This is a genomic window from Pseudomonas sp. LBUM1646, assembly GCF_059716165.1.
The window spans coordinates 2,162,090-2,187,616 of the sequence record NZ_CP166810.1 but is presented as its reverse complement, the minus strand read 5'-3'; the positions used below and the strand labels follow the sequence as shown (position 1 = coordinate 2,187,616).

At 59.2% G+C, this 25,527-nt stretch carries 20 protein-coding genes; 7 read left to right on the top strand and 13 right to left on the bottom strand.

Features of this window, described 5'->3' with window-relative positions; genetic code table 11:
* Positions 1-111 precede the first annotated feature (111 nt).
* Together lexA and sulA are read left to right on the top strand one after the other, a co-directional pair.
* A complete protein-coding gene (gene lexA / locus ACA071_RS09785; protein ID WP_092270751.1) occupies positions 112-720 on the top strand; it encodes a transcriptional repressor LexA in 609 nt (202 codons plus the stop codon).
* 10 nt (positions 721-730) lie between these two features.
* Positions 731-1,204: an SOS-induced cell division inhibitor SulA gene (sulA, locus tag ACA071_RS09780; protein WP_497644126.1), complete on the top strand. Its 474-nt coding sequence runs from the start codon at positions 731-733 to the stop codon at positions 1,202-1,204.
* A gap of 93 nt (positions 1,205-1,297) precedes the next feature.
* On the opposite strand, the gene ACA071_RS09775 is transcribed toward sulA, so the two are convergent.
* From ACA071_RS09775 to ACA071_RS09745, 7 genes are all read right to left on the bottom strand, one after another.
* A complete protein-coding gene (locus ACA071_RS09775; RefSeq protein WP_123403749.1) occupies positions 1,298-1,531 on the bottom strand; it encodes a hypothetical protein in 234 nt (77 codons plus the stop codon).
* A gap of 153 nt (positions 1,532-1,684) precedes the next feature.
* On the bottom strand, positions 1,685-2,209 hold the full coding sequence (locus ACA071_RS09770) for a DUF6586 family protein (protein WP_497644125.1): 525 nt from the start codon (positions 2,207-2,209) through the stop codon (positions 1,685-1,687).
* Between the two features lie 142 nt (positions 2,210-2,351).
* Positions 2,352-4,979: a type I DNA topoisomerase gene (topA, locus tag ACA071_RS09765; RefSeq protein WP_497644124.1), complete on the bottom strand. Its 2,628-nt coding sequence runs from the start codon at positions 4,977-4,979 to the stop codon at positions 2,352-2,354.
* Positions 4,980-5,093: 114 nt separating this feature from the next.
* Positions 5,094-5,330 carry a DUF1653 domain-containing protein gene (locus tag ACA071_RS09760; RefSeq protein WP_090182094.1) on the bottom strand — a complete coding sequence of 79 codons (237 nt, stop codon included), beginning with the start codon at positions 5,328-5,330 and terminating at the stop codon, positions 5,094-5,096.
* A 99-nt stretch (positions 5,331-5,429) separates the two neighbouring features.
* Positions 5,430-6,605 (bottom strand): acetyl-CoA C-acyltransferase FadA, encoded by a 1,176-nt coding sequence (gene fadA / locus ACA071_RS09755; protein ID WP_010456360.1) that lies wholly within the window; start codon positions 6,603-6,605, stop codon positions 5,430-5,432.
* A gap of 32 nt (positions 6,606-6,637) precedes the next feature.
* Positions 6,638-8,785 (bottom strand): fatty acid oxidation complex subunit alpha FadB, encoded by a 2,148-nt coding sequence (fadB, locus tag ACA071_RS09750; RefSeq protein ID WP_497644123.1) that lies wholly within the window; start codon positions 8,783-8,785, stop codon positions 6,638-6,640.
* A 540-nt stretch (positions 8,786-9,325) separates the two neighbouring features.
* Positions 9,326-9,763: a hypothetical protein gene (locus ACA071_RS09745; RefSeq protein WP_497644122.1), complete on the bottom strand. Its 438-nt coding sequence runs from the start codon at positions 9,761-9,763 to the stop codon at positions 9,326-9,328.
* A gap of 104 nt (positions 9,764-9,867) precedes the next feature.
* Between ACA071_RS09745 and ACA071_RS09740 the strand changes: the two genes are divergently transcribed.
* Complete coding sequence (locus ACA071_RS09740; RefSeq protein WP_008151425.1) at positions 9,868-10,305, top strand: universal stress protein; 438 nt, start codon at positions 9,868-9,870, stop codon at positions 10,303-10,305.
* A 151-nt stretch (positions 10,306-10,456) separates the two neighbouring features.
* On the opposite strand, the gene ACA071_RS09735 is transcribed toward ACA071_RS09740, so the two are convergent.
* On the bottom strand, positions 10,457-12,373 hold the full coding sequence (locus ACA071_RS09735; RefSeq protein ID WP_497644121.1) for an ATP-binding cassette domain-containing protein: 1,917 nt from the start codon (positions 12,371-12,373) through the stop codon (positions 10,457-10,459).
* A gap of 213 nt (positions 12,374-12,586) precedes the next feature.
* On the opposite strand from ACA071_RS09735, the gene ACA071_RS09730 reads away from it, so the two are divergent.
* Positions 12,587-14,515: a transglycosylase SLT domain-containing protein gene (locus ACA071_RS09730; RefSeq protein WP_497644120.1), complete on the top strand. Its 1,929-nt coding sequence runs from the start codon at positions 12,587-12,589 to the stop codon at positions 14,513-14,515.
* A 161-nt stretch (positions 14,516-14,676) separates the two neighbouring features.
* Here ACA071_RS09730 and ACA071_RS09725 read toward each other — a convergent pair whose 3' ends face one another.
* Positions 14,677-15,696: a Fic family protein gene (locus ACA071_RS09725; protein ID WP_497644119.1), complete on the bottom strand. Its 1,020-nt coding sequence runs from the start codon at positions 15,694-15,696 to the stop codon at positions 14,677-14,679.
* A 119-nt stretch (positions 15,697-15,815) separates the two neighbouring features.
* Entirely contained in the window at positions 15,816-17,603 is a 1,788-nt protein-coding gene (locus ACA071_RS09720; protein WP_497644118.1) for an ABC transporter transmembrane domain-containing protein, read from the bottom strand.
* Between the two features lie 257 nt (positions 17,604-17,860).
* Between ACA071_RS09720 and ACA071_RS09715 the strand changes: the two genes are divergently transcribed.
* A complete protein-coding gene (locus ACA071_RS09715; RefSeq protein ID WP_497644117.1) occupies positions 17,861-18,040 on the top strand; it encodes a PA1571 family protein in 180 nt (59 codons plus the stop codon).
* An 87-nt stretch (positions 18,041-18,127) separates the two neighbouring features.
* Here ACA071_RS09715 and pdxB read toward each other — a convergent pair whose 3' ends face one another.
* Positions 18,128-19,270, bottom strand: coding sequence for a 4-phosphoerythronate dehydrogenase PdxB (gene pdxB / locus ACA071_RS09710; RefSeq protein ID WP_497644116.1), 1,143 nt, complete (start codon positions 19,268-19,270; stop codon positions 18,128-18,130).
* A 291-nt stretch (positions 19,271-19,561) separates the two neighbouring features.
* On the opposite strand from pdxB, the gene ACA071_RS09705 reads away from it, so the two are divergent.
* The gene (locus ACA071_RS09705) at positions 19,562-20,971 is read left to right on the top strand and encodes an MATE family efflux transporter (RefSeq protein ID WP_497644115.1); all 1,410 of its coding nucleotides are present in this window, start codon (positions 19,562-19,564) and stop codon (positions 20,969-20,971) included.
* On the opposite strand, the gene tusA is transcribed toward ACA071_RS09705, so the two are convergent.
* Both tusA and rlmM read right to left on the bottom strand, forming a co-directional pair.
* Positions 20,968-21,219: a sulfurtransferase TusA gene (gene tusA / locus ACA071_RS09700; RefSeq protein WP_095052036.1), complete on the bottom strand. Its 252-nt coding sequence runs from the start codon at positions 21,217-21,219 to the stop codon at positions 20,968-20,970. The two genes, ACA071_RS09705 and tusA, sit on opposite strands and share 4 nt — an antisense overlap.
* Before the next feature lie 198 nt (positions 21,220-21,417).
* Complete coding sequence (gene rlmM / locus ACA071_RS09695) at positions 21,418-22,491, bottom strand: 23S rRNA (cytidine(2498)-2'-O)-methyltransferase RlmM (protein WP_497644114.1); 1,074 nt, start codon at positions 22,489-22,491, stop codon at positions 21,418-21,420.
* A gap of 223 nt (positions 22,492-22,714) precedes the next feature.
* On the opposite strand from rlmM, the gene acnA reads away from it, so the two are divergent.
* A complete protein-coding gene (gene acnA, locus ACA071_RS09690) occupies positions 22,715-25,456 on the top strand; it encodes an aconitate hydratase AcnA (RefSeq protein ID WP_497644113.1) in 2,742 nt (913 codons plus the stop codon).
* The last annotated feature ends 71 nt before the right edge of the window (positions 25,457-25,527 follow it).

Sequence of the window (25,527 nt, the reverse complement as noted above, 5' to 3'; positions counted from 1 at the left end):
TTAATCAGTGCGCTGACTGACCGTCCAGCGGCGCGCTAAAAAAGGGGCATTGCCAAGAAGCTTTCACTGTATATAATCCCAGTCACTGTATAAAAAGACAGAGCGATCAATATGCTAAAGCTGACGCCACGCCAAGCAGAGATTCTGGCCTTCATCAAACGTTGCCTCGATGACAACGGCTACCCGCCGACCCGTGCGGAAATCGCTCAGGAACTGGGGTTCAAGTCGCCCAATGCGGCGGAAGAACATCTCAAGGCATTGGCTCGCAAGGGCGCGATCGAGATGACGCCTGGCGCCTCCCGCGGCATCCGTATTCCCGGTTTCGAAGCCAAGGCCGACGAATCCACCCTGCCGATTATCGGTCGCGTGGCTGCCGGTGCCCCGATCCTCGCCCAGCAACACATCGAAGAGTCCTGCAACATCAACCCGACCTTCTTCCATCCACGTGCCGACTATTTGCTGCGGGTTCATGGCATGAGCATGAAGGATGTGGGCATTTTCGACGGCGACCTGCTGGCCGTCCACACCACCCGCGAAGCCCGCAATGGCCAGATCGTGGTGGCGCGGATCGGCGATGAAGTCACCGTCAAGCGCTTCAAGCGCGATGGCAGCAAGGTTTGGCTGATTGCCGAAAACCCTGAGTTCGCCCCAATTGAAGTCAACCTGAAAGATCAGGAACTGGTGATCGAAGGCTTGAGTGTCGGCGTGATTCGCCGCTAAAGGAGGCTTTATGCAGTTCCCACATACACCACAGCAAGCCCAACTGCCGTTGTTCGAGGCGTTCATGGCGCAACCGCTGGCGCCGATCCTGAAAGACGTGGTCGAGTCGCCCTGGAGCGCCGAGCCCGAAGTCTTCAGCGAGCTGTCACTGCGTGGTGCAGCAGGGAGCTGCCTGAACCTTCTGGCGCCTATTCTCCGGGAATTGAGCCAGGACCAGGATGCACGCTGGCTGACCCTGATCGCCCCGCCCGCCAGCCTGACCCAGACATGGCTGCGAGACGCTGGCCTGAACCGTGAACGCATCCTGCTGCTGCAGCCCCGTGGCACCCAGAGCGCTCAACAGCTGACCTGCGAAGCTTTGCGATTGGGCCGCAGTCACACGGTCGTCAGCTGGCTCAACCCGCTGAATGCTGCTTCACGGCAACAGTTGATCAGCGCCGCCCGCACCGGGGATGCTCAAAGTCTGAATATTCGACTGGGATAACTGACAAACAATTCACGCCCTGAACAGGGCCTGGCTTCTCCAGGGATAGAGAAGCCGATCTGTAGCGGAATCAGCAGAAACCGACGGACGGGATCAATGCAGGATCCGCGGCTCTTCATCTTTATTGAATTCGCCTTCAACAAGGCGTCCGGCCATTTGCACACCGACGCTCAACATCGCCTTGGCGACTTCCACGTGATTGCCTTGAAGGAACGCTTTGGCATCCTCGGAGAAATCCAAAGTAACCAGAGAACCCTCGTCCTCAGCCCTGCGCAGTTCGATTCGGCCGTCTGGTAACTCGACAATTTCTAGAAAGGACGTTGGCATAAAGGTCTGTTCTCCACGAAAGGCGGGGATTATATAGGCATCGGCCAAGCTTCGCTCGGGATCTTGACCAGAAGTCATCGCGAAGAAATATCTGTTAGTACTTAACTCTGAACGGACAACCCAACAGATCATCCGTCAAAATCGATCAATCCCTTAGCACTCGTTCAACCCTTCACGAAAGCGAATCGCCAACCCTTTGAGGTTCTGACGCCAGCTCTCCAGCTCTTCGCGGCTCAACTCTTGAGGTGCGTCCTCTTCATCCAGATTTACCGCCATGATCAATGGCTGCGTCACGTCGCCCTTTGGCTTGTGCGGCACCCGTGGCGGCTGAAACAGGGCTGCGTGAGCGGCCAGTAGTTTGGCCAGCCAGGTATCCGAATTACCTGCCAACTCCACTAGCTCGGCCATTTCCGGAATGGCGATGGCTTCAAGCACCTCGCGGGTCAGCAACATCTCTGCTCGCGGCGCATTGGCCTGCGGCAAGCGATAGAAACCGGCGATTTCATGGCACAGCCCCAGCAACGCACCGTACAGGTGAAACAGCGCCGATTCGCGCCCGGCCTGAATCAGTGCCAGGGAATTCATCGCCCGCCCCTCTTCGGCCCTGGCGAGTGCTTCGAGCGACAGGCCGGCGAAATAAATCTTCTGGTTGGTACGGGTATAGAGTTCGTGGGCCATGACGGCAGCCTCCACAGCGAAATAATTGCGTCACACAGACCCGACAGTGTCGTGGATCAGCCGATCTGACCGCAAGCCCAAAACAAAAAGGCCGCATGAAAATCCGAGGATTGTCATGCGGCCTTTTCAGTACAAGGACTTTTTAAGCCTTTGCAGGGGTACGCTTGTCTTCAACCGTCCACTTGCCGCCGTCGTAGAAAGCTTTCCAGCCGGTAGGCTTGCCTTCGACTTCGGTCTGCACGTATTGCTCCTTGGTCTTGCGGCTGTAGCGAATCACAGCTGGACGACCGTCAGGATCTTTCTTCGGCGCTTCGCAGAGGAAGTGATACTTCGGATCGATCTCATCCTTGTGCGGCACGATCTCGATCACCAGCGGAGCACGGGTCTCGCGGTTTTTCGGGAACTGGCTCGCCGCAAGGAACAGGCCGGATGCACCGTCGCGCAGGATGTAGGTGTCGTTGACCTTTTCGCATTTCAGCTCAGGCATCTTCACCGGGTCCATCTTCGGCGGTGCAGCATCACCGCTTTTCAGCAGTTTTCGGGTGTTCTTGCACGTAGCATTGGTGCACCCAAAGAACTTGCCGAAACGGCCGGTCTTGAGTTGCATCTCGCTGCCGCACTTATCGCATTCCAGGCTCGGACCTTCATAGCCTTTGATGCGATAGCTGCCCTCTTCGATTTCGTAGCCGTCGCAATCCGGGTTGTTACCGCAGATGTGCAGCTTGCGCTTCTCATCCAGCAGGTAAGCGTCCATTGCCGTGCTGCAGATCGGGCAGCGATGCTTGCCGCGCAGCACCAGGGATTCCGATTCACCCTCGTCGTCAGCGGCGATTTCATCGCCCGGCACCAGGTTGACTGTGGCTTTGCAGCGTTCTTTCGGCGGCAGGCTGTAGCCCGAGCAGCCGAGGAACACGCCTGTCGATGCGGTACGAATCTGCATCGGACGACCGCACACCACGCACGGAATATCGGTCATTACCGGCTGGTTGGCGCGCATGCCGCCTTCAGCGCTTTCGGCTACTTCGAGTTTCTTCTTGAAGTCACCGTAGAACTCGTCGAGCACGTTTTTCCAGTCGCGTTCGCCCTGGGCCACGTCATCGAGGTTCTCTTCCATGCCGGCAGTGAAGCCATAGTCCATGAGATTGGAGAAGCTCTCGGCCAAACGCTCGGTAACGATGTCGCCCATCTTTTCCGAGTAGAAACGACGGTTGTGCAGCGCCACGTAGCCGCGGTCCTGGATGGTCGAAATGATTGCCGCGTAGGTCGAAGGACGACCGATGCCGCGTTTTTCCATTTCTTTTACCAGGCTCGCTTCGGAGTAACGCGCCGGCGGCTTGGTGAAGTGCTGGGTCGGATCAAGCTTGATCAGCTTCATCGCGTCGCCCTGGGCCATGTCCGGCAGCACGTCATCATCGCCAGGCTTGGCGATTTGCGGCATGACGCGGGTGTAACCGTCGAACTTCAGGATGCGGCCCTTGGCGCGCAGCTCGAAATCACCGGCACCGACGGTCACTGTGGTCGACAGGTACTGCGCAGGCAGCATCTGGCAAGCGAGGAACTGGCGCCAGATCAGCTCGTAGAGCCGCTCAGCATCACGCTCCATGCCCGACAGCTTGCTTGGCTCAGTATTGGCGTCGGAGGGACGAATCGCTTCGTGAGCCTCTTGTGCGCCTTCCTTGCTGCTGTAGACGTTCGGGTTCTCCGGCAGGTACTTCTTGCCGAACTCGCCTTCAATATAAGTACGCGCCATCTCCACTGCATCAACCGAGAGGTTGGTGGAGTCGGTACGCATATACGTGATGTAGCCCGCTTCGTACAAACGCTGGGCCATCATCATGGTTTTCTTCACCCCAAAGCCCAGGCGGTTGCTCGCGGCCTGCTGCAGGGTGGAGGTGATGAACGGTGCCGACGGCTTGCTGCTGGTCGGTTTGTCTTCACGCTTGACGATGCTGTAGCTGGAAGACTTTAGCTTCTCCAGTGCGGCCATGGCCTGGGTTTCGTTGAGCGGCTTGAAGGCCTCGCCTTTCTCGCGGGCCACGTCAAAGCGCACGGTTGCGCCCTTGGCGGTGCCGAGATCAGCGTGGACTTCCCAGTACTCTTCCGGATTGAACGCGCGGATTTCACGCTCACGCTCAACGACCAGTTTTACTGCAACTGACTGCACGCGACCGGCGGACAAGCCGCGAGCGACCTTGGCCCACAGCAGCGGCGAAACCATGTAACCCACCACGCGGTCGAGGAAACGACGCGCCTGCTGGGCGTTGACACGGTCGATGTCCAGCTCGCCCGGTTTGGAGAAAGCTTCCTGAATCGCTTTCTTGGTGATTTCGTTGAACACCACGCGCTTGTAGCGGCTGTCGTCACCACCGATGGCTTCGCGCAGGTGCCAGGCAATGGCTTCCCCCTCGCGATCCAAGTCGGTTGCGAGATAGATGGTGTCAGCATCTTTGGCGAGCCGGCGCAGCTCTTCGATGACTTTCTCTTTGCCCGGAAGGATCTCGTACTTGGCTTTCCAGCCATGATCGGGATCGACACCCATGCGCGAGACGAGCTGTTTGCGCGCCTTCTCTTTCGGCGTGAGCACCGGACCTTCACCCGCGGCGGCCTTGCCGCGCTTGGCGGCTGGCTCTTTGCTGGCGCTAGCCGAACCGCTGGTGGGCAGGTCTCGGATATGGCCGATACTCGACTTCACCACGTATTGGTTACCCAGATACTTGTTGATGGTCTTGGCCTTAGCCGGGGATTCCACAATGACCAGCGATTTGCCCATGGATCAGAAAATTCCTGAATTCTAGAAGTGAAAGGCGGTTGGCGCCTGACGCGGCACCGCTATATATAGTGGCTACAAGGTGAGGTCAAGCGCAGGGTTCAGCGCGCACTCAGCTTATGGCTTGGAAAAAAGGCTCGGTTCGGCTTGCACCAAAGCAAAGCGTGGGACCTGTTCGCCGTCAACCTCGACCGACTCCAGGAACATGTTCAAGGGACGCACCCAAAAGCCGTAATCGCCATACAGGGCTTGGTAGAAGACCACTTCTTCTTCGGTTTCGGAATGCCGCGCAATGCTGAATACGCGGTACTGCGGACCTTTGTAATGTTGGTAGAGCCCAGGTTGTATCGGCATGGTTTGGCCCTCACTCAAATCTTTTCAAAATAAAAACAAAAATAAATTCAGAAAAACAAAAACCGGGGCACGTGGCCCCGGCTTCCATCAACGAGACGCTTAAACGCGTTCGAAGACGGTGGAGATGCCTTGGCCGAGACCAATGCACATGGTGGCTACCCCGAAGGTGCCGCCATTTTGCTTCATCACGTTCAGCAAAGTGCCGGAGATACGAGCACCGGAGCAACCGAACGGGTGACCCAAGGCGATTGCGCCGCCGTGCAGGTTAACCTTCTCGTTCATCTTGTCGAGCACTTTCAAATCTTTCAGCACTGGCAGGGCCTGTGCGGCGAAAGCTTCGTTGAGCTCGAAGAAGTCGATATCGTTGATCCCCAGGCCCGCACGCTTCAGTGCTTTCTGAGTAGCCGGAACTGGACCATAGCCCATGATTGCCGGATCCACACCTGCCACCGCCATCGAGCGAATCACCGCCAAAGGCTGGATGCCCAGGTCCTGGGCCCGCTGCGCCGACATCACGATCATGCACGAAGCACCATCGGTGATCTGCGACGAAGTACCGGCTGTCACGGTGCCGCCCTTCGGGTTAAACGCTGGCTTCAACGCCGCCAGGCTTTCCAGGGTAGTTTCCGGACGAATGGTTTCGTCGTAGTCGAACAGTTTCAGGAAACCGTTCTCGTCGTAGCCCTGCATCGGGATTATTTCGTCTTTGAACTTGCCTTCCAGAGTCGCCTTGTGGGCGAGCTGGTGGGAGCGCACGCCGAAAGCGTCCTGTTGCTCGCGAGTGATGCCGTGCATTTTGCCCAGCATTTCAGCGGTCAGGCCCATCATGCCCGAGGCTTTCGCCGCGTACAGGGACATGTGCGGGTTCGGATCGACACCGTGCATCATGCTCACGTGACCCATATGCTCGACGCCGCCAACGACGAACACGTCACCGTTGCCGGTCATGATCGCTTGCGCCGCGGTGTGCAGGGCGCTCATCGACGAGCCACACAGGCGGCTGACGGTCTGGCCGGCAGCGGTGTGTGGGATCTGAGTCATCAGCGACGCCATGCGGGCGATGTTCCAGCCCTGCTCCAGGGTCTGGTTTACGCAGCCCCAGATCACGTCTTCGACTTCGTTCGGGTCAACCTTGACGTTGCGTTCCAGCAGTTTGCTGATCAGGTGCGCCGACATGTCTTCGGCGCGGGTGTTGCGGTGCATGCCGCCCTTGGAGCGGCCCATCGGAGTACGACCGAAGTCGACAATCACGACGTCTCTTGGATTCAAGCTCATAAAATTTCACTCTCGCTCAAAAGTTGGGACGCTTAACCGAAGAACCGTTGGCCAGTCTTGGCCATTTCACGCAGCTTCGCGGTCGGGTGGTACAGCGCGCCCAAATCAGCGTACTGGTCAGCCAGGGCAACGAACTCTGCAACACCGAGCGAATCGATGTAGCGCAGCGCGCCGCCACGGAATGGAGGGAAACCAATACCGTAGACCAGACCCATGTCGGCTTCGGCGGCGGTTTCGACAATGCCGTCTTCCAGGCAACGCACGGTTTCCAGACACAGCGGGATCATCATCCAGTTGATGATGTCTTCGTCAGTGACTTCGCGCTGCTCATAAACGATCGGCTTGAGCACTTCCAGCACCGACGGATCGGCGACTTTCTTCTGCTTGCCCTTCTTGTCGGTCTCGTAAGCGTAGAAACCCTTGCCGTTCTTCTGGCCCAGGCGCTTGGCTTCGTAGAGCACGTCGATGGCCGTACGGCGATCGTCTTTCATGCGGTCCGGGAAGCCTTCAGCCATCACGTCACGACCGTGGTGACCGGTGTCGATGCCGACCACGTCCATCAGGTATGCCGGGCCCATAGGCCAGCCGAATTTTTCCATGACCTTGTCGATACGGACGAAGTCCACACCGGCGCTGACCAGCTTGGCGAAACCGCCGAAGTACGGGAACAGGACACGGTTGACCAGGAAGCCCGGGCAGTCGTTGACGACGATCGGGTTCTTGCCCATTTTCTTGGCATAGGCAACGGTGGTGGCAACAGCCAGCTCGCTGGACTTCTCGCCACGAATCACTTCAACCAGCGGCATCATGTGCACCGGGTTGAAGAAGTGCATGCCGACGAAGTTTTCCGGGCGCTTGAGGGCCTTGGCCAACAAGGTAATGGAAATGGTCGAGGTGTTGGACGCGAGGATGGTGTCCTCTTTGACCTTGTCTTCAACTTCGGCCAGTACGGCTTGCTTGACCTTAGGGTTTTCGACGACGGCTTCGACAACCAGATCAACGTGACCAAAATCACCGTAGGACAGGGTCGGACGAATGCCGTTGAGCACTTCAGCCATTTTCGCCGGGGTCATGCGACCTTTATCAACGCGGCCGACCAGCAGTTTGGCGGCTTCAGCCAGACCTTGCTCGATGCCGTGCTCGTTGATGTCCTTCATCAGGATCGGCGTACCTTTGGAAGCCGACTGATAAGCGATACCGCCACCCATGATGCCGGCGCCCAATACAGCGGCCTGCTTCACGTCCTTGGCGATTTCGTCGTAGGCCTTGGCCTTTTTCTTCAGTTCCTGATCGTTCAGGAACAGACCGATCAAGCTCTGCGCAGCAGAGGTCTTGGCCAGTTTGACGAAACCGTTGGCTTCGACTTCCAGTGCCTTGTCGCGACCGAAGTTCGCCGCTTTCTGGATGGTCTTGATCGCTTCAACCGGCGCCGGGTAGTTCGGGCCAGCCTGACCGGCCACGAAACCTTTGGCGGTTTCGAAAGCCATCATTTGTTCAATGGCATTCAACTTCAGCTTTTCGAGCTTCGGCTGACGCTTGGCCTTGTAGTCGAACTCGCCGGAGATGGCGCGTTTGATCAGCTCCAGAGCCGCTTCCTGCAGTTTCTCAGGGGCAACCACTGCATCGACGGCGCCAACTTTCAGCGCGTCTTCAGGACGGTTTTCCTTGCCGGCGGCAATCCACTCGATGGCGTTGTCGGCACCGATGATGCGCGGCAAGCGCACGGTGCCGCCGAAGCCTGGGTAGATGCCCAGTTTGACTTCTGGCAAACCGATCTTGGCCTTGGTGGACATGACGCGGTAGTCCGCCGCCAGGCACATTTCCAGACCGCCGCCCAGGGCGATACCGTTGATCGCGGCGACAGTCGGGACGTTGAGGTCTTCGAAATCGCTGAAAATCTTGTTGGCTTCGAGGTTGCCAGCGACAAGCTCTGCATCTGGCAGCTTGAAGTTCTCGACAAATTCGGTGATGTCGGCGCCGACGATGAACACGTCCTTGCCACTGCTGACGATCACACCCTTGATCGAAGCATCTGCCTTGATGGTGTCTACGGCCTGACGCAGTTCGTTCAGGGTTAGACGGTTGAACTTGTTGACGGACTCACCCTTGAGATCGAACTTCAGTTCGACGATGCCACTTTCAAGAGCCTTAACCGTGATGGCTTTACCTTCGTAAATCATCAACTGATCTCCACGATATGGAAGCTGAACAGTACACGTCGGACGCAGGCGAATGGCTCGGCAGGACGCTTTTCGTCGATGCTAACGCCAATCCACCCGGCACACCCGCCAACGCGATAGTCGGGATTCTGTAGGAGCGTTCTGCAATACAAACGCTCAATTCATACGCCCGTTTGATTTGGGTACGCCACCTTCACGGAATTTCCGACAATTGTCAATCGCCCAAAATGCTGGTTGAAACGCGACTTTCCAGTCATTTCCGTAACACGAAGGTTTACAACACGCGGATGCATGTGAGGCCATTCATAGAATCAATAGTTAGAAAAGTCGCCCTAATTCACGGCAACCTGCGTTTAAGCAGCTACGCTGGCGGGACATTGAAGAAAAAATTTAAACGCTTTTGGCGAATGCCCGGCGTAAGATCAGCGCCACAAAGAATTTCCGGCCTGCCTGGCCAACTCCAGCCCGATGATGATGTCGGGCTTTTTATTGCCTGTCTGTCAGGCGTTTCGCGCCATTGCAGCGCGAAACTTCCTTGAGTCATGCCAGCGCTTTCAGCACCGCATCGATATCCTGCAAAACCGTCGCCTCGCCCTTCTCGCCCCAGTACAGCGTGATCATCTGCTTGTCCGCTTCGATCTTGTAGACGTTATCTGGCAACTTTTCGAAATGAATCAGCAACGCCCGATCCTCACAGATCTCCTGCCACTGATTGACCCATACACCCGGCGCTTTTTGCCAATAGCTCCAGCACGCTGGCTGATTACCTCGACGCGGTCGATGGTACTGGGCACATGGGCTCGGCGGCTCCTGGCTCAGCCAATGCGGCCACTCCTGAGGCGCCAGCTGCATGGCCAACCCGATGCGCCGCGCCTCCATGCGCAAGGCCATACGGCCGCTCTGGTGGCGGGACGGTCGCAACCATGCCAGCGGACTCAGTACCACCAGCAGGATTGACACCACTATCCAGACCGTCATATCTCTACTCCCGATTCTTGATGAGCGCTTTGGGTCACTTTGGAACCAATGCGCTTGAAACCAGCCATACTTACCAATATTGCAATCCTCAGGAGGAGCACCTCATGCCCTACAACCATATTCTGGTCGCTGTAGATCTAACCGAAGAGTGCGATCCTGTTATCCACCGCGCCCGCGAACTGTCGGTGAGCAACGGTGCGAAGCTGTCCCTGGTGCACATTGTCGAACCGATGGCCATGGCCTTTGGCGGCGACGTGCCGATGGACCTGTCCCAGTTGCAGCAGCAACAGTTCGATCAGGCCAAGGAGCGCCTTGACCGGCTGATTGTGAAGTACCCGGAACTCTCCAAGGAATACAGCCACCTGACTTACGGTCAGCCGCGACAGGAGATTCACCACCTGGCCAAGGAACAGACCTGCGACCTGATCGTGGTCGGCAGCCATGGCCGGCATGGCCTGGCGCTGCTACTGGGCTCCACCGCCAACGACGTGCTGCACGGTGCGCCTTGTGATGTGCTTGCGGTGCGCCTGATCAAAAGCTGAACCTCGCCGCCCCTGTAGGAGCTGCCGAAGGCTGCGATCTTTTGATCTTGGCTTTCTTGAAGATCAAAAGATCGCAGCCTTCGGCAGCTCCTACGAAAAGCCCGACACTCGAGTAACCGAGGTCGGGCTTTTTTTATTGCAGCAGGATCAATCAGGCATCCAGCTCGGCCCAGCGCTCGACCATCACTTCGAGTTCAGCCTGCAATTGCTCAAGCTGAGCAATCACCGCCGCGCTCTCGGCAGCAGGACGCAGGTAGAAACCGGCGTCCGCCATCTGCGCTTCCACCGCCGCAATCTGCTGCTCCATCGCTTCGATCTGACCCGGCAACATTTCCAGCTCACGCTGCAATTTGTAGCTGAGCTTCTTCTTCGCCGCTGGCGCTTCGACCGCAGCGACCGGCGCCGCTTCGGCCGTCACCACAGCGGAGGTCAGGTCGGCCTTGCCGGACTTGCTCTCGGTCACGCCCAACAGGCGCGGCGAGCCGCCCTGACGCAGCCAGTCCTGGTAACCACCAACGTATTCGCGAACCTTGCCTTCACCTTCGAAGACCAGGGTGCTAGTCACTACGTTGTCGAGGAATGCCCGGTCGTGGCTGACCATCAGCACGGTGCCGTTGAAGGTCAGCAAGACCTCTTCCAGCAGTTCGAGTGTTTCCACGTCGAGGTCGTTGGTCGGTTCGTCGAGCACCAGCAGGTTTGCCGGTTTGCTGAACAGCTTGGCCAGCAACAGACGGGCACGCTCACCACCGGACAGCGCCTTGACCGGCGTGCGAGCACGCTGCGGGCTGAACAGGAAGTCGCCGAGGTAGCTCAACACGTGACGGCTCTGACCATCGATATCGATGAAGTCGCGACCTTCGGCCACGTTGTCGATCACGGTCTTTTCCAGGTCCAACTGATGGCGCAACTGATCGAAGTAGGCCACGTCGATACGCGTCCCCTCTTCCACTGTGCCGCTGGTTGGCTGCAGGCCGTTGAGCATCAGTTTCAGCAAGGTGGTCTTGCCGGTACCGTTGGCGCCCAGCAGACCGATACGGTCGCCGCGCTGCAGGACCATCGAGAAGTCCTTGATCAGGAACGGGCCGCCCGGGTGAGCAAAGCTCACGTTCTCGAGGACCATCACCTGCTTGCCGGACTTGTCGGCGGTATCCAGCTGAATGTTGGCTTTGCCAGTACGCTCACGACGCTCGCTGCGTTCATTACGCAGGGCTTTGAGGGCACGGACGCGGCCTTCGTTACGGGTGCGGCGCGCCTTGATGCCCTGGCGGATCCAGACTTCTTCCTGGGCCAGTTTTTTGTCGAACAGCGCGTTGGCGGTGTCTTCAGCAGCCAGCGAGGCTTCTTTGTGCACGAGGAAACTGGCGTAGTCGCCGTTCCAGTCGATCAGGCCGCCGCGATCCAGTTCGAGGATGCGGGTGGCAAGGTTTTGCAGGAAAGAACGGTCGTGCGTGATGAACAGCACGGCGCCCTGGAAATCCTTCAGCGCTTCTTCAAGCCAGGCGATCGCACCGATGTCCAGGTGGTTGGTCGGTTCGTCGAGCAGCAGCAGGTCCGGTTCGGAAACCAGGGCCTGGGCCAGCAGGACGCGGCGACGCCAGCCGCCGGACAATTCGGCGAGGGTCTTGTCGGCAGGCAATTGCAGACGGCTCAAGGTGCTGTCTACCAATTGCTGCAAACGCCAGCCGTCGCGGGCTTCGAGGTCGTGCTGGACGTGCATCAGCTTGTCCAGGTCAGCGTCGGTGACGATGTTCTGGCTCAGGTGGTGATACTGCGCAAGCAGCTCGCCCACACCGTCCAGGCCTTCAGCGACAACGTCGAACACGGTCCGCTCGTCGGCTACCGGCAATTCTTGCGGCAATTCGCCAATCTTGAGGCCGGGTGCGCGCCAAACGGAGCCGTCATCGGGCTTCTGGTCGCCCTTGACGAGCTTCATCATGCTGGACTTGCCAGTGCCATTGCGGCCGATGATGCACACCCGCTCACCACGGGCGATCTGCCAGGACACCTTGTCCAACAACGGCGTAGAGCCGAAAGCAAGGGACACATCGCTGAATTTGAGCAGGGTCATGAGCTTCTCCAAAAACCGGGCGCGCATTCTACCTGACTTGAGGCTTCAGAAGGCCGGCAATTTCAACTGTGTAGCACTCTGCATAACAAATGTTGCGATCTTGCACCGACAGGCCGGCAAAGCTTTCGCCCGTTGCTGGCAAAAGGCTAAGCTACAGATTATTCAGTGCTGATGCTGTCAGCACTTGTCATGATTTTTCTGCCCGGATGTCTCATGCGCAGTCGCCTTTTCAGTCTTTTATCGTGTTTGCTTCTTTCTGCCACTGCCGCTCAATCAGTCCAGGCGGTAGACCTGTCTACCCAACGCCAGTATTACGATGAAGCCAAGCGTGCCTTGGCCAAAGGCGATTCCGGGCCTTATTTCCGTTACAGCCAGGCCCTCAGCGATTACCCGCTGGAGCCGTACCTCGCCTACGACGAACTGACCGCGCGCCTTAAAACTGCGAGCAACGTCGAAATCGAGAAATTCCTCGCCGAACACGGTGACCTGCCCCAGGCCAACTGGATGAAATTGCGTTGGTTGCGCTGGCTGGCCGATCGCGGCGACTGGGCGACCTTCGTCAAGTACTACGACCCCAAGCTCAATTTCACCGAACTGGACTGCCTGAACGCGCAGTATCAGATCGGGCATAACCAGAAAGCTGTCGGTTACGCCAACGCTGAAAAACTCTGGCTGACCGGCAAATCGCAACCCGCGGCCTGTGATGGCCTGTTCGGGATCTGGGCCGCCGAAGGTCAACTGACCGAACAGAAACGCTGGGAACGCACCAAACTGGCGGCCCAGGCGCGCAACTACCCGCTGGCCAACAGCCTGGTGAGCGGTCTGACCACCCTCGCCCCGCGCGGTCGTTTGCTGGTGGATGTGGCGCAGAAACCCGAGCTGCTCAATCAGCCGTCGCGGTTTGCTCCAGCCGATGAGCCGATGTCCGACATCGTCAGCCTCGGCCTGCGCCGCCTGGCCAAGCAGGACCCGGACAAGGCCATGGACCTGCTCGACGGTTACGCCAACAGCATGCACTTCTCTCGTGATGAGAAAGTCGCCATTGCCCGGGAAATCGGTCTGACCCTCGCCCGACGTTTCGATCCGCGCGCACTGGACGTGATGACCAAGTACGACCCGGAACTGCGCGACAACACCGTGTCCGAATGGCGCCTGCGCCTGTTGCTGCGCCTGGCCCGCTGGGACGACGCCTATCAGTTGACCCGCCGTCTGCCGCAGGACCTGGCTACCACCAACCGCTGGCGCTACTGGCAGGCCCGCAGCCTGGAATTGGCGCAGCCGCAGAACCCGGAAGCGCAGACGCTTTACAAAGGCCTCGCCCGCGAGCGTGATTTCTACGGCTTCCTCGCCGCCGACCGTTCGCAACTGCCCTATTCGCTGCTCAACAAGCCGTTGGTACTCAGCCAGGCGATCATCAACAAAGTACGCAACACCCCCGGCGTACGTCGCGCCCTGGAATTCCACGCCCGCGGGCAGATCGTCGACGGTCGGCGCGAGTGGTATCACGTCAGCCGTCATTTCAACCGTGACGAGATGGTCGCCCAGGCGAAACTGGCCTACGACCTGAAATGGTATTTCCCAGCGATCCGCACCATCAGCCAGGCACAGTATTGGGACGACCTGGACATCCGCTTCCCGATGGCCCACCGCGAAACCCTGGTGCGCGAAGCCAAGGTGCGTGGCTTGCATTCGAGCTGGGTGTTCGCCATCACCCGCCAGGAAAGTGCCTTCATGGACGACGCCCGTTCCGGCGTCGGCGCCAGCGGCCTGATGCAACTGATGCCCGGTACCGCCAAGGAAACCGCGCGCAAGTTCAGCATTCCCCTGGCCTCGCCGCAGCAAGTGCTCGACCCGGACAAGAACATCCAGCTCGGCGCCGCGTACCTGAGCCAGGTCCACAGCCAGTTCAACGGCAACCGCGTCCTCGCCTCCGCCGCCTACAACGCCGGCCCCGGCCGCGTGCGCCAGTGGCTGCGCGGTGCCGATCACCTGAGCTTCGATGTCTGGGTGGAAAGCATCCCGTTCGACGAAACCCGTCAGTACGTGCAGAACGTGCTGTCGTACTCGGTGATCTACGGCCAGAAGCTGAATTCGCCACAACCGCTGGTGGATTGGCATGAGCGGTATTTTGATGATCAGTGATCGGTGACGCCGGTCACGTAGGAGCTGCCGAAGGCTGCGACCTTTTGATCTGCTCTTAAAAAATGCCCGCATCAATCGATGCGGGCATTTTTTTTAAAGCAAGATCAAAAGATCGCAGCCTCGTTTCACTCGACAGCTCCTACACAGCTCCTACATAGCTCCTACGACGATCCAGCCCGTACCAATGCTTTGCCGGGCTCAGTCAAACGATATCGTTGAGCCGGACTCCTAGGTGAGTCGGGATCAGTCATTTCGATCAAACCGGCGGCTAATGCTGGCTTGAGATAGTTGGCCCGAAAGGTTGCCTTATGGGCCAAACCGACCTCAACCATCAACTCATTGACCTTGAGTGAACGAGCGGCCTGGAGCGCCAGAAGCAGTTTCGCTACTTGGTCGGTTACTTGGTCGGTCAGCGGTTCGCTCCGAGCTGCTTCCGCCAGCGCGAGACTCAATGCCTGGAGCATGAATTCAACAAAAGGTGTCGACTCGGCCAACTGGTCAGCAGCCGACAATGCCGCGTAATACGCATCTTGCTGCTCACGAATCACCGCTTCGACCGGCAGATAAGCCAACACAGGACGCCACTGACTGAGTATCAATGCCTGCCAGAGACGACCCATCCGCCCATTGCCATCGGCAAAGGGATGGATGAATTCGAATTCGTAATGAAACACGCAACTGATGATCAACGGATGCCAGTCAGAGGCATTCAGCCAATTCAGCAAGTCATCCATCAAGTATCCGACGCGACTCGGTGGCGGAGCCATATGCACCAGTTGTTCGCCCCGGCAAATGCCTACACCCGCCTGACGAAACCGGCCGCAATCATCAATCAGTCCGTGCATAAGCAATTCATGAGCCCGGAGCAAATCAGCTCGGCTGCCCGGCTGCCAGTCAGGCATGGACTCGTAGGTTGTAAAAGCGTTGCGTACTTCCTGGATTTCCCGTGGCAAACCCAGTACTCGCTGCCCTGCCAGAACAGCCGTTACCTGCTCAATGCTGAGGGTATTGTTCTCGATCGCCAACGAAGCCTGAATCGTGCGAATACGGTTACCCCGGCGCAGTTGAGGCGTCTGCCGACTATCCCCTACAGCCGATAGCTGACCGATCTGCTCGCTGATCTCAGCGATCAGCGCCAGTATTCTCGTGGTCAGGGTCAACGGTGGTTGGTAGCGACTCATATCCTCATCCGGGCAGCTCGATCAAGGCGACATGATGCCCGAACAAACGGACCCCGACAGCCCTCATTGAATGTCAAAAGATCGCAGCCTCGTTTCACTCGACAGCTCCTACAGAGCTCCTACGGGTGCATGTCGTACTCGGTCTTACCATCACTAAACTGCAACGCCGCCAACCGCGCATACAACGCATTACTTGCCACCAACTCCTGGTGCGTCCCCACCGCCACCAGCTTTCCTTGATCCATGACCGCAATCCGATCTGCGTTTTTCACCGTGGCCAGGCGATGGGCGATGACCAGGGTGGTGCGGTTTTTCATCAGGCTGGGCAGGGCTTGCTGGATCAGGTGTTCGCTTTGGGCGTCGAGGGCGCTGGTGGCTTCGTCCAGCAGCAGGATCGGTGCGTCCACCAGCAGCGCCCGGGCGATGGCCAGGCGTTGGCGTTGGCCGCCGGACAAACCGAGGCCGCCGTCGCCGAGGTGTGTCTGGTAGCCGTTGGGCATTTGTTCGATGAAGTCGTGGGCGTAGGCGATTTTTGCCGCGTCCTGGACCTGGGCCAGGGTCGCGGTCGGATTGCCGTAGCGGATGTTCTCCTCGATGCTGCCAAAGAACAGCGCCGGGTTTTGCGACACCAGGGCGAAGCAGCGGCGCAAGTCCAACGGATCAAGCTGCGTCAGTGGCACGCCGTCAAGCAGGATGCGTCCTTCGGCGGGGTCGTAAAACCGCAGCAGCAAGTCATACACCGTGGATTTGCCTGCGCCGGACGGTCCGACCAGCGCGAGGGTTTCGCCTGCGTTGATCGTCAGATTCAAGCCATTGACGGCAAAGCTTTCGGGACGCGACGGGTAGGAAAAACGCACATCCTGCAACTCAAGATTCCCCTTCACCCGCTCGGGCAAGGTCACCAGCCCTGTGGTCGGTGGCTGGATGATGTTTTCCGAGCGCAGCAATTCGGCAATCCGCTCCGCCGCACCGGCCGCTCGCTGCAACTCGCCGATCACTTCACTCAAGGTGCCGAAGGCGCTGCCAACAATCAGGCTGTAGAAGACAAACGCCGCCAGTTCACCCGCGGAAATCCGCCCGGCAATCACGTCCATGCCGCCAACCCACAGCATCACCCCGACCGCCCCCAGCACCAGCACGATCACCAGCGTAATCAACCAGGCCCGCTGGAAGATACGCTTGCGCGCGGTGTTGAACGCCTCCTCCACAGTCACGGCAAAACGTCGCTCGTCCTGGACTTGATGGTTGTAGGCCTGCACGGTTTTGATCTGGCCGAGAGTTTCGGAGACGTAGCTGCCGATGTCGGCAATCCGGTCCTGGCTCAGGCGCGACAGGCTGCGCACCCGGCGCCCGAAGATCAGGATCGGCGCGACCACCAAGGGCAAGGCAATCACCACGATGCTGGTGAGCTTGGGGTTGGTGATAAACAGCAGCACGATCCCGCCGATCACCATCAGCAGATTGCGCAAAAACAGCGATAACGACGAGCCGATCACCGATTGCAGCAGCGTGGTATCGGCGGTCAGTCGCGACTGGATCTCGGAGCTGCGATTGTCTTCGTAGAACCCCGGATGCAGGTAAACCAGGTGGTTGAATACCTGGCGACGTATATCGGCGACGACCCGCTCGCCGATCCACGACACCAGGTAAAAACGCGCGAAAGTGCCAACAGCCAGACCGAGCACCAGCAACATGAACAAACCAATGGTCTGGTTGAGCAGGTGCGCCGACTGCGTCATGAAACCCTGATCCACCAACAGGCGAATGCCCTGGCCCATGGACAAGGTGATGCCCGCCGTGACGATCAGCGCGAGCAAGGCGCCAAAGGCCGGCCAGCGATATGGCGCAAGAAAATGACTGGTCAGGCGCAGGGCACGACGGTGACGGGAAGAGAGCATCGGGTTCATCCAGGTTCGCAGCCCAAGCGATTGATAGGGCCCGCCTACACACTCAATGGGGTGGAACTCTGTAAATCACAATGAGTCAGGTTAATTATGTCCGCCAAGCCTAGCGCCTAGACGCTATTGGTCTAACGTCTGGGTGGCAAGGTCGCGGTATTTCTGGTGGACTGATATTGCCGGCCTCGAGAGACCGTAGGGAGTTGTCACAGCCCGGTCACCTGGCGGTTCTAGAGTAAGCACACAACCTGATGAGGAGACAGGCCATGTCCTTGCAAAACAGCAGCGAAGACAAGATTCAAGTGATCCGCACACAGCCCGACCAGTCTCTGGGTTGCTCGATTATCGATAAGGACGGGCACGAAGTACCGATCACTGAAGACATGATCCAGGACGCGTGCCGTGAACTGGAACAGCGATTGGTCAAGCCTGCCGAACAAAAGTGATATAGCCACCGTCTTCTTGACCCGGCCCAGGTTGGCCGGGTTTTTTGTGGGTGCATGTTTGTGAGGCTTTTGTAGCGGATTAGGGTCTTAAATTGAGGTGGCGCCCAACGCCGCTACGATCTGACGCAACACCGGCGAATCCCCCTCGAACCGCACCTGCAGCCCATCAATCTCCCGCCGCGACGGATAGTGCTTACGCAACGCATCAAACGCCGCACGCTGCTCGTTCACATTGCCTACAAGGCTGCGGCGAAAATCTGCATCGTCGCGGCGCGGGTCGTACACGCCGCGGCATACCATCGCCAGCGCCCAGGCTGGATCGCTGTCGGCGTGCAGGGTCACTTGCGACAACCACGGCGCTGGCAGCAAATCGCTCAGGCTGACCTGAGCCGGCTGACCAAGAAAGTCGCAATACGCCTGATAGATCTGCGCGGTGCCGCGCTGCTTGCCGTCGAGGCTGTAACCGGCGATGTGCGGCGTCGCCAGCACGCAGAGGTCAGCCAGTGCCACATCGACCTCGGGTTCGCCTTCCCAGACGTCCAGCACCGCTTGCAGGTCTTCTCGCTGCAACAACACCTGACGCAGGGCGGCGTTATCCACCACCGGGCCACGGCTGGCGTTGATCAACCAGGTGCCGGGCTTGAGTCGATTCAACCGGGGTTTGTCGAACAGATGCCAGGTCGATTGCGCGCCGTGCTTCTTCAACGGGGTGTGCAGGCTGATGACGTCGCACTGTTCGATGATTTGCTCGAGGCTGACATAATCGCCGCCTTCAGCCGCTTGCCGTGGCGGATCGCAGACCAGCACGTTCCAGCCCAGGCCTTGCAGGACCTTGACCAAGCGCCCGCCCACTTCACCGGCACCGACCACGCCATAGGTGCGTTGAGTCAGGTCGGCGCCTTCGATTTCGGCCAGGGTCAGCAGGCTGCCGAGCACATAGTCGACTACGCCCCGGGCGTTACAGCCGGGTGCGCTGGACCAGGTGATGCCAGCTTGCTGAAAGTAATCCAGATCCAGGTGATCGGTGCCGATGGTGCAAGTGCCGACAAACTTCACGTTGCTGCCTTCGAGCAAGGAGCGATTGACGTTGGTCACCGAGCGCACCAGCAGCACGTCGGCCTGTTCGACGGTGGCGCGATCAATGGAACGCCCCGGCACCCGGCGGATTTCGCCGAAACCTTCGAAGAACGCATCAAGCAGCGGGATATTTTCGTCGGCAACAATCAGCATGGCGAGGCTCCTTTGGCGGATCGGCAGTGTAGTTGTAGATGACCTTTAACGCCTAGCGCCGATCCCGTCCTGCATAGAAGCTGTGTAGGAGCTGTCGAGTGAAACGAGGCTGCGATCTTTTGATCTTGTTTTTAAGAGCAAGATCAAAAGATCGCAGCCTTCGGCAGCTCCTACAGGGGGATGCAGGGTCACAAGGATTACAAATCCCCAACACAGCTCTTTTCCTGACTACTGCGTCAACGGGTAGAATGCGCCGCCCTTGCGCATCAAATATCCCTGGACGCTTCGCCCTTGAATTCCGTAACTGATCACCCCGCTGCAACCGCCCTCACCCGCCCGGCCCGGATTCGTCTGGAGCTGAAGAACCTGTTCGCCCTGGCGCTGCCAATCATGATCGCGCAACTGGCGACCACCGCCATGGGCTTCGTCGATGCGGTGATGGCCGGCCGGGTCGGGTCGCGAGATCTTGCTGCCGTAGCGCTGGGCAACTCGATCTGGGTGCCGGTGTTCCTGTTGATGACCGGCACGCTGCTGGCGACTACACCGAAAGTCGCCCAGCGCTTCGGCGCCGGCACTCATAGCGAAATCGGCCCGATCGTGCGTCAGGCACTATGGCTGGCGCTGGTGGTGGGCCTGATGGCGACCGCCATGCTCATCGCTGCCGAACCGATCCTGCACCTGATGAAAGTCGATCCGGAACTGATCGGCCCGTGCATGCAATACCTGCACGGCATTGCCGCCGGTTTGCCAGCGGTCGCGTTCTATCATGTGTTGCGCTGCTTCAGTGACGGCATGGGCCGCACGCGCCCGGCGATGATCCTCGGTTTGTGCGCGCTGGCGCTGAACATCCCGCTCAATTACGTCTTCATTTATGGTCACTTCGGTGTACCTGCCATGGGCGGTGCCGGCTGCGGCTGGGCGACGGGGATTGTCATGTGGTTCATGGCCCTCGGCATGGTGGCCTATACCCACTGGGCTCCCGCCTACAAGAAAAGCGAACTGTTCAGCCGTTTCGACTGGCCGCAATGGGCGGTGATCAAACGCCTGCTGGGCATCGGCCTGCCGATCGGCATCGCGGTGTTTGCCGAATCGAGCATTTTCGCGGTGATTGCGCTGCTGATCGGCAGCTTGGGCGCGACCGTCGTCGCCGGCCACCAGATCGCGCTGAACGTCAGCTCCCTGGTGTTCATGATTCCTTATTCGCTGGGCATGGCCGTCACCGTGCGCGTCGGCCAAGCCCTCGGCCGCAATGAACCCCGCGAAGCGCGCTTCGCCGCTGGTGTCGGCATGGGCAGCGCGCTGGCCTATGCCTGCCTGTCGGCGAGCATGATGTTGCTGCTGCGCGAACACATTGCCACGATCTACACGACTGATCCGACGGTGATTCACGTGGCGGCGATGCTGATCGTGTACTCGGCGCTGTTTCAGTTTTCCGATGCGATCCAGGTTACCGCGGCCGGCGCACTGCGTGGTTATCAGGACACGCGTGTGACGATGATCCTGACGTTGTTCGCGTACTGGGGGATTGGTTTGCCGGTGGGCTACGCCCTGGGCCTGACCGATTGGCTGGGCGCGCCAAGCGGCCCGAGCGGGCTGTGGCAGGGTTTGATCGTGGGCTTGAGTTGCGCGGCGCTGATGCTGTCGATCCGCCTGGCGCGCAGTGCGCGCAAGCGGATCCGCATCAGCAAGTCGGCGGGTTAAGCGAGTTTCTTGCGGATCCAGTAGAGGTAGGTGCCTGCCTCTTCGTGCTGCGCGACCAGTTCGTGGTCGAGGAACACGCAAAACTTGGGGATATCGCGACGGGTCGACGGATCGGTGGCGATCACCTTCAGCAAGCCACCGGGCGCCAGGTCACGGATGTGCTGGTGCAGCATCATCACCGGCTCCGGGCAGTTGAGGCCGGTGGCGTCGAGGGTGCCGTCTACCGGCGTATCAATCATTTCACTCATGATTCACTCCTGAAACTGGCCGGCATTGTCGCGCATTGCCGGGTGTTCGGTCATCTACGGCTGATCGCCTGATCTGATCGTTCCCACGCTCTGCGTGGGAATGCATCCCGTGGCGCTCCGCGTCACATCCAAAGGCGGAACGCGGAGCGTCCCCGGCGGCATTCCCACGCAGAGCGTGGGAACGATCAGCGTGCAAACTCAGCGGGACTTGGTCTTCTTCACATCAATCCGGCGCAAATGGCAGGTCACTTCTTCACGGTCGTGGTACAGCTGTTTGCAGCCGATCTCGACCTTGATCCCACGTTCCTTGAAGCCCTCGGCGATGCGTTCCAACAGGCGCTTCACTTCCGCGTAACGCTGTTTCATCGGCAGCTTGAGGTTGACCACCGCTTCGCGACAATGCCCTTCGCCAATCCATTCTTCCAGCATTGCCGCGTTGCGCGCCGGTTTCTCGACGATGTCGCAGACCATCCAGTCCACCGGCTGGCGCGGCTTGAAGGTGAAACCGTCGGCCATTAAGTGCTGCACCAGGCCGGTGTCCATCAGGCTTTCGGCCATCGGGCCGTTGTCGATGGCGGTCACCAGCATGCCACGGTTGACCAGTTGCCAGGTCCAGCCGCCCGGCGCGGCACCGAGGTCAACCCCGGTCATGTCGCTGTGCAGGCGCTCGTCCCATTGATCCCGCGGGATAAAGTGGTGCCAGGCCTCTTCCAGCTTCAGGGTCGAACGGCTTGGCGCGTCACGCGGGAACTTCAAGCGTGGAATGCCCATCGGCCACATTGCCGAGTTGTTCGACTCGGCCAGGCCGACAAACACTTCACGACCGCTTTTGAAGGTCAGCAGCAGACGCGGCTTGCTGGCGTCTTCCACCAGTTTGCCGGCGGCCATCAGCGCCTTGCGCAGGTGACCTTCGAATTTCTTGCAGAAGTTCGACAGTTCCTTGCCATCGTTGGTGTCGACCATTTCCAGCCACAGGCTGCCGCACACCGGGAAGTCGACGATGTGCGCGAGGATCACGCTAATACGGTCGGTTTCCGGCAGGTCGATGAAAATCCCGCGCGCCCATTGCCGCGGGAAGATCAGATCGGCGAAACGCTGGCCGCGCATCAGGCGCTGAGCGCCGTCTTCTTCGGTGCAGATGAATTCGGCGCAGGCACTGGCGGTCTTGGCCTTGGCATAACCGGCCACGTTCAGCCGTGCGGCGTGTTCGGAAATCTCGGAACAGACTTCGCCTTCGAAGCCCGGCCGGCAATGCATAAAGAGGGTGTTCATTCTTACTCCTGGGCAGATGGCGAGAAATTCAACCACTGCGCGATGCCCAGGCTTGCGTTGAAGCAAAGCCTGTCACGAAAACCGGCGCATGATAGCCGAGTTCGGAACCTTGGACTTGTCGATAGAGTCCAGTAATTAGCCAGCTACTTAAAACAGGGCTAGGTTAAAGGCTCTGTTTGTCCCGTCAGTCCGTAGCCGTGCGGACCCAAAGGAGTTATTTCAAATGCCGTCCCTCGATAGCCTGAAAACCCTTAAAACCTTACAAATCGACGACAAGACTTACCACTATTTCAGTCTGCCCGACGCTGCCAAGAGCCTCGGTGATCTCGACAAGCTGCCGATGTCGTTGAAAGTGCTGCTGGAAAACCTGCTGCGCTGGGAAGATGAAAAAACCGTCACCGGCGCCGACCTCAGGGCGATTGCCGCGTGGCTCAAGGAGCGCCGCTCCGACCGCGAAATCCAATACCGCCCCGCCCGGGTATTAATGCAGGACTTCACCGGCGTCCCTGCGGTGGTCGACCTGGCCGCCATGCGCGCCGCCATGGCCAAGGCTGGCGGCGATCCGCAGCGGATCAATCCGCTGTCCCCGGTGGATCTGGTGATTGACCACTCGGTGATGGTCGACAAATTCGCCAGTTCCAGCGCCTTCGAACAGAACGTCGACATTGAAATGCAGCGCAACGGTGAGCGTTACGCGTTCCTGCGCTGGGGCCAGAGTGCCTTCGACAACTTCAGCGTGGTGCCGCCGGGTACCGGGATCTGTCACCAGGTGAACCTGGAATACCTCGGGCGCACGGTCTGGACCAAGGATGAGGATGGCCGCACTTACGCCTTCCCCGACACGCTGGTCGGCACCGACTCCCACACCACCATGATCAACGGCCTCGGCGTGCTCGGCTGGGGCGTCGGCGGGATCGAAGCGGAAGCAGCGATGCTCGGCCAACCGGTGTCGATGCTGATTCCAGAAGTGATCGGCTTCAAACTCATCGGCAAGCTCAAGGAAGGCATCACCGCCACCGACCTGGTGCTGACCGTCACGCAGATGCTGCGCAAGAAAGGCGTAGTCGGCAAGTTCGTCGAGTTCTACGGCGACGGCCTCGCCGATCTGCCGCTGGCCGACCGCGCAACCATCGCCAACATGGCCCCGGAATACGGCGCGACGTGCGGGTTCTTCCCGGTGGACGACGTGACGCTGGACTACCTGCGCCTGTCCGGTCGCCCACCCGAAGTGGTCAAACTGGTCGAGGCCTACACCAAGGCTCAGGGCCTGTGGCGCCTGCCGGGCAAGGAACCGATCTTCACCGACAGCCTGGAACTGGACATGGCCAGCGTCGAAGCCAGCCTCGCCGGGCCGAAACGCCCGCAGGATCGCGTCTCGCTGCCGAATGTCGCCCAGGCCTTCAGCGATTTTCTCGGCCTGCAAATCAAACCCACCAGCAAGGAAGAAGGTCGCCTGGAAAGTGAAGGCGGTGGTGGCGTCGCGGTGGGTAATGCCGACCTGATCGGCGAGGCGGACTACGAGTCTGAAGGCCATACCTATCGCCTGAAGAACGGTGCGGTGGTGATCGCCGCGATTACCTCCTGCACCAACACCTCCAACCCGAGTGTGATGATGGCGGCCGGATTGGTGGCGAAGAAAGCCATCGAGAAAGGCCTGAAACGCAAACCGTGGGTCAAGAGTTCGCTGGCGCCGGGTTCGAAAGTGGTGACCGATTACTACAAGGCCGCCGGACTGACCCAATACCTCGATGAACTGGGTTTTGCCCTGGTCGGTTATGGCTGCACCACGTGCATCGGCAACTCCGGGCCGTTGCCGGAACCGATCGAGAAAGCCATTCAAAAGGCCGATCTGGCCGTGGCCTCGGTGCTGTCCGGTAACCGCAACTTTGAAGGCCGGGTGCATCCGCTGGTGAAAACCAACTGGCTGGCCTCCCCTCCCTTGGTCGTCGCTTATGCGCTGGCCGGCACGGTGCGGATCGACATCAGCAGTGAACCGCTGGGCAATGACCAGAACGGCAACCCGGTTTATCTGCGCGACATCTGGCCGAGCACCAAGGAGATTGCCGACGCGGTGAATCAGGTCAACACCGCCATGTTCCACAAGGAATACGCCGAAGTGTTTGCCGGTGACGAGCAGTGGCAGGCGATTGAAGTGCCACAAGCGGCGACCTATGTGTGGCAGGAGGATTCGACGTACATCCAGCATCCACCGTTCTTCGATGACATCGGCGGGCCGCCGCCGGTAATCCGGGACGTGAAGAAAGCCAACGTGCTGGCGCTGCTCGGCGATTCGGTGACCACCGACCACATCTCCCCCGCCGGCAATATCAAAGCCGACAGCCCGGCCGGCCATTACTTGCGCGAGAAAGGCGTGGAACCGCGGGACTTCAACTCCTACGGCTCCCGTCGCGGCAATCATGAAGTGATGATGCGCGGCACCTTCGCCAACATTCGTATCCGCAATGAAATGCTCGGCGGCGAAGAAGGTGGCAACACGATCTACATTCCGACCGGCGAGCGCCTGCCAATCTACGACGCCGCCATGCGCTATCAAGCGTCGGGCACGCCGCTGGTGGTGATTGCCGGGCAAGAATACGGCACCGGGTCGAGCCGCGACTGGGCGGCCAAGGGCACCAATCTACTGGGGGTAAAAGCGGTCATCGCCGAAAGCTTCGAGCGGATTCACCGTTCCAACCTGGTGGGCATGGGCGTGCTGCCGCTGCAGTTCAAGCTGGATCAGAACCGCAAGAGCCTGAACCTGACCGGTAAGGAGACCGTGGATATTCTGGGTCTGACCGGCGTTGAAGTGACGCCGCGCATGAACCTGACGCTGATCATCACCCGTGAAGACGGTAGCAGCGAGAAGGTCGAGGTGTTGTGCCGGATCGATACGTTGAATGAAGTGGAGTACTTCAAGGCTGGGGGGATTTTGCATTACGTGTTGCGGCAGTTGATTGCCTCATAAGCACCACTGCTGACACAGACACCGCCTTCGGGCGGTGTTTTTGTTTGTGCGGCTTACATCCTTATAATCGC

What these genes read in the sequence shown, in the direction of transcription:
- lexA (WP_092270751.1), top strand. Translation starts at nt 112, where the DNA reads ATGCTAAAGCTGACGCCACGCCAAGCAGAGATTCTGGCCTTCATCAAA.
- sulA (WP_497644126.1), top strand. Translation starts at nt 731, where the DNA reads ATGCAGTTCCCACATACACCACAGCAAGCCCAACTGCCGTTGTTCGAG.
- ACA071_RS09775 (WP_123403749.1), bottom strand. Translation starts at nt 1,531, where the DNA reads ATGCCAACGTCCTTTCTAGAAATTGTCGAGTTACCAGACGGCCGAATC.
- ACA071_RS09770 (WP_497644125.1), bottom strand. Translation starts at nt 2,209, where the DNA reads ATGGCCCACGAACTCTATACCCGTACCAACCAGAAGATTTATTTCGCC.
- topA (WP_497644124.1), bottom strand. Translation starts at nt 4,979, where the DNA reads ATGGGCAAATCGCTGGTCATTGTGGAATCCCCGGCTAAGGCCAAGACC.
- ACA071_RS09760 (WP_090182094.1), bottom strand. Translation starts at nt 5,330, where the DNA reads ATGCCGATACAACCTGGGCTCTACCAACATTACAAAGGTCCGCAGTAC.
- fadA (WP_010456360.1), bottom strand. Translation starts at nt 6,605, where the DNA reads ATGAGCTTGAATCCAAGAGACGTCGTGATTGTCGACTTCGGTCGTACT.
- fadB (WP_497644123.1), bottom strand. Translation starts at nt 8,785, where the DNA reads ATGATTTACGAAGGTAAAGCCATCACGGTTAAGGCTCTTGAAAGTGGC.
- ACA071_RS09745 (WP_497644122.1), bottom strand. Translation starts at nt 9,763, where the DNA reads ATGACGGTCTGGATAGTGGTGTCAATCCTGCTGGTGGTACTGAGTCCG.
- ACA071_RS09740 (WP_008151425.1), top strand. Translation starts at nt 9,868, where the DNA reads ATGCCCTACAACCATATTCTGGTCGCTGTAGATCTAACCGAAGAGTGC.
- ACA071_RS09735 (WP_497644121.1), bottom strand. Translation starts at nt 12,373, where the DNA reads ATGACCCTGCTCAAATTCAGCGATGTGTCCCTTGCTTTCGGCTCTACG.
- ACA071_RS09730 (WP_497644120.1), top strand. Translation starts at nt 12,587, where the DNA reads ATGCGCAGTCGCCTTTTCAGTCTTTTATCGTGTTTGCTTCTTTCTGCC.
- ACA071_RS09725 (WP_497644119.1), bottom strand. Translation starts at nt 15,696, where the DNA reads ATGAGTCGCTACCAACCACCGTTGACCCTGACCACGAGAATACTGGCG.
- ACA071_RS09720 (WP_497644118.1), bottom strand. Translation starts at nt 17,603, where the DNA reads ATGAACCCGATGCTCTCTTCCCGTCACCGTCGTGCCCTGCGCCTGACC.
- ACA071_RS09715 (WP_497644117.1), top strand. Translation starts at nt 17,861, where the DNA reads ATGTCCTTGCAAAACAGCAGCGAAGACAAGATTCAAGTGATCCGCACA.
- pdxB (WP_497644116.1), bottom strand. Translation starts at nt 19,270, where the DNA reads ATGCTGATTGTTGCCGACGAAAATATCCCGCTGCTTGATGCGTTCTTC.
- tusA (WP_095052036.1), bottom strand. Translation starts at nt 21,219, where the DNA reads ATGAGTGAAATGATTGATACGCCGGTAGACGGCACCCTCGACGCCACC.
- rlmM (WP_497644114.1), bottom strand. Translation starts at nt 22,491, where the DNA reads ATGAACACCCTCTTTATGCATTGCCGGCCGGGCTTCGAAGGCGAAGTC.
- acnA (WP_497644113.1), top strand. Translation starts at nt 22,715, where the DNA reads ATGCCGTCCCTCGATAGCCTGAAAACCCTTAAAACCTTACAAATCGAC.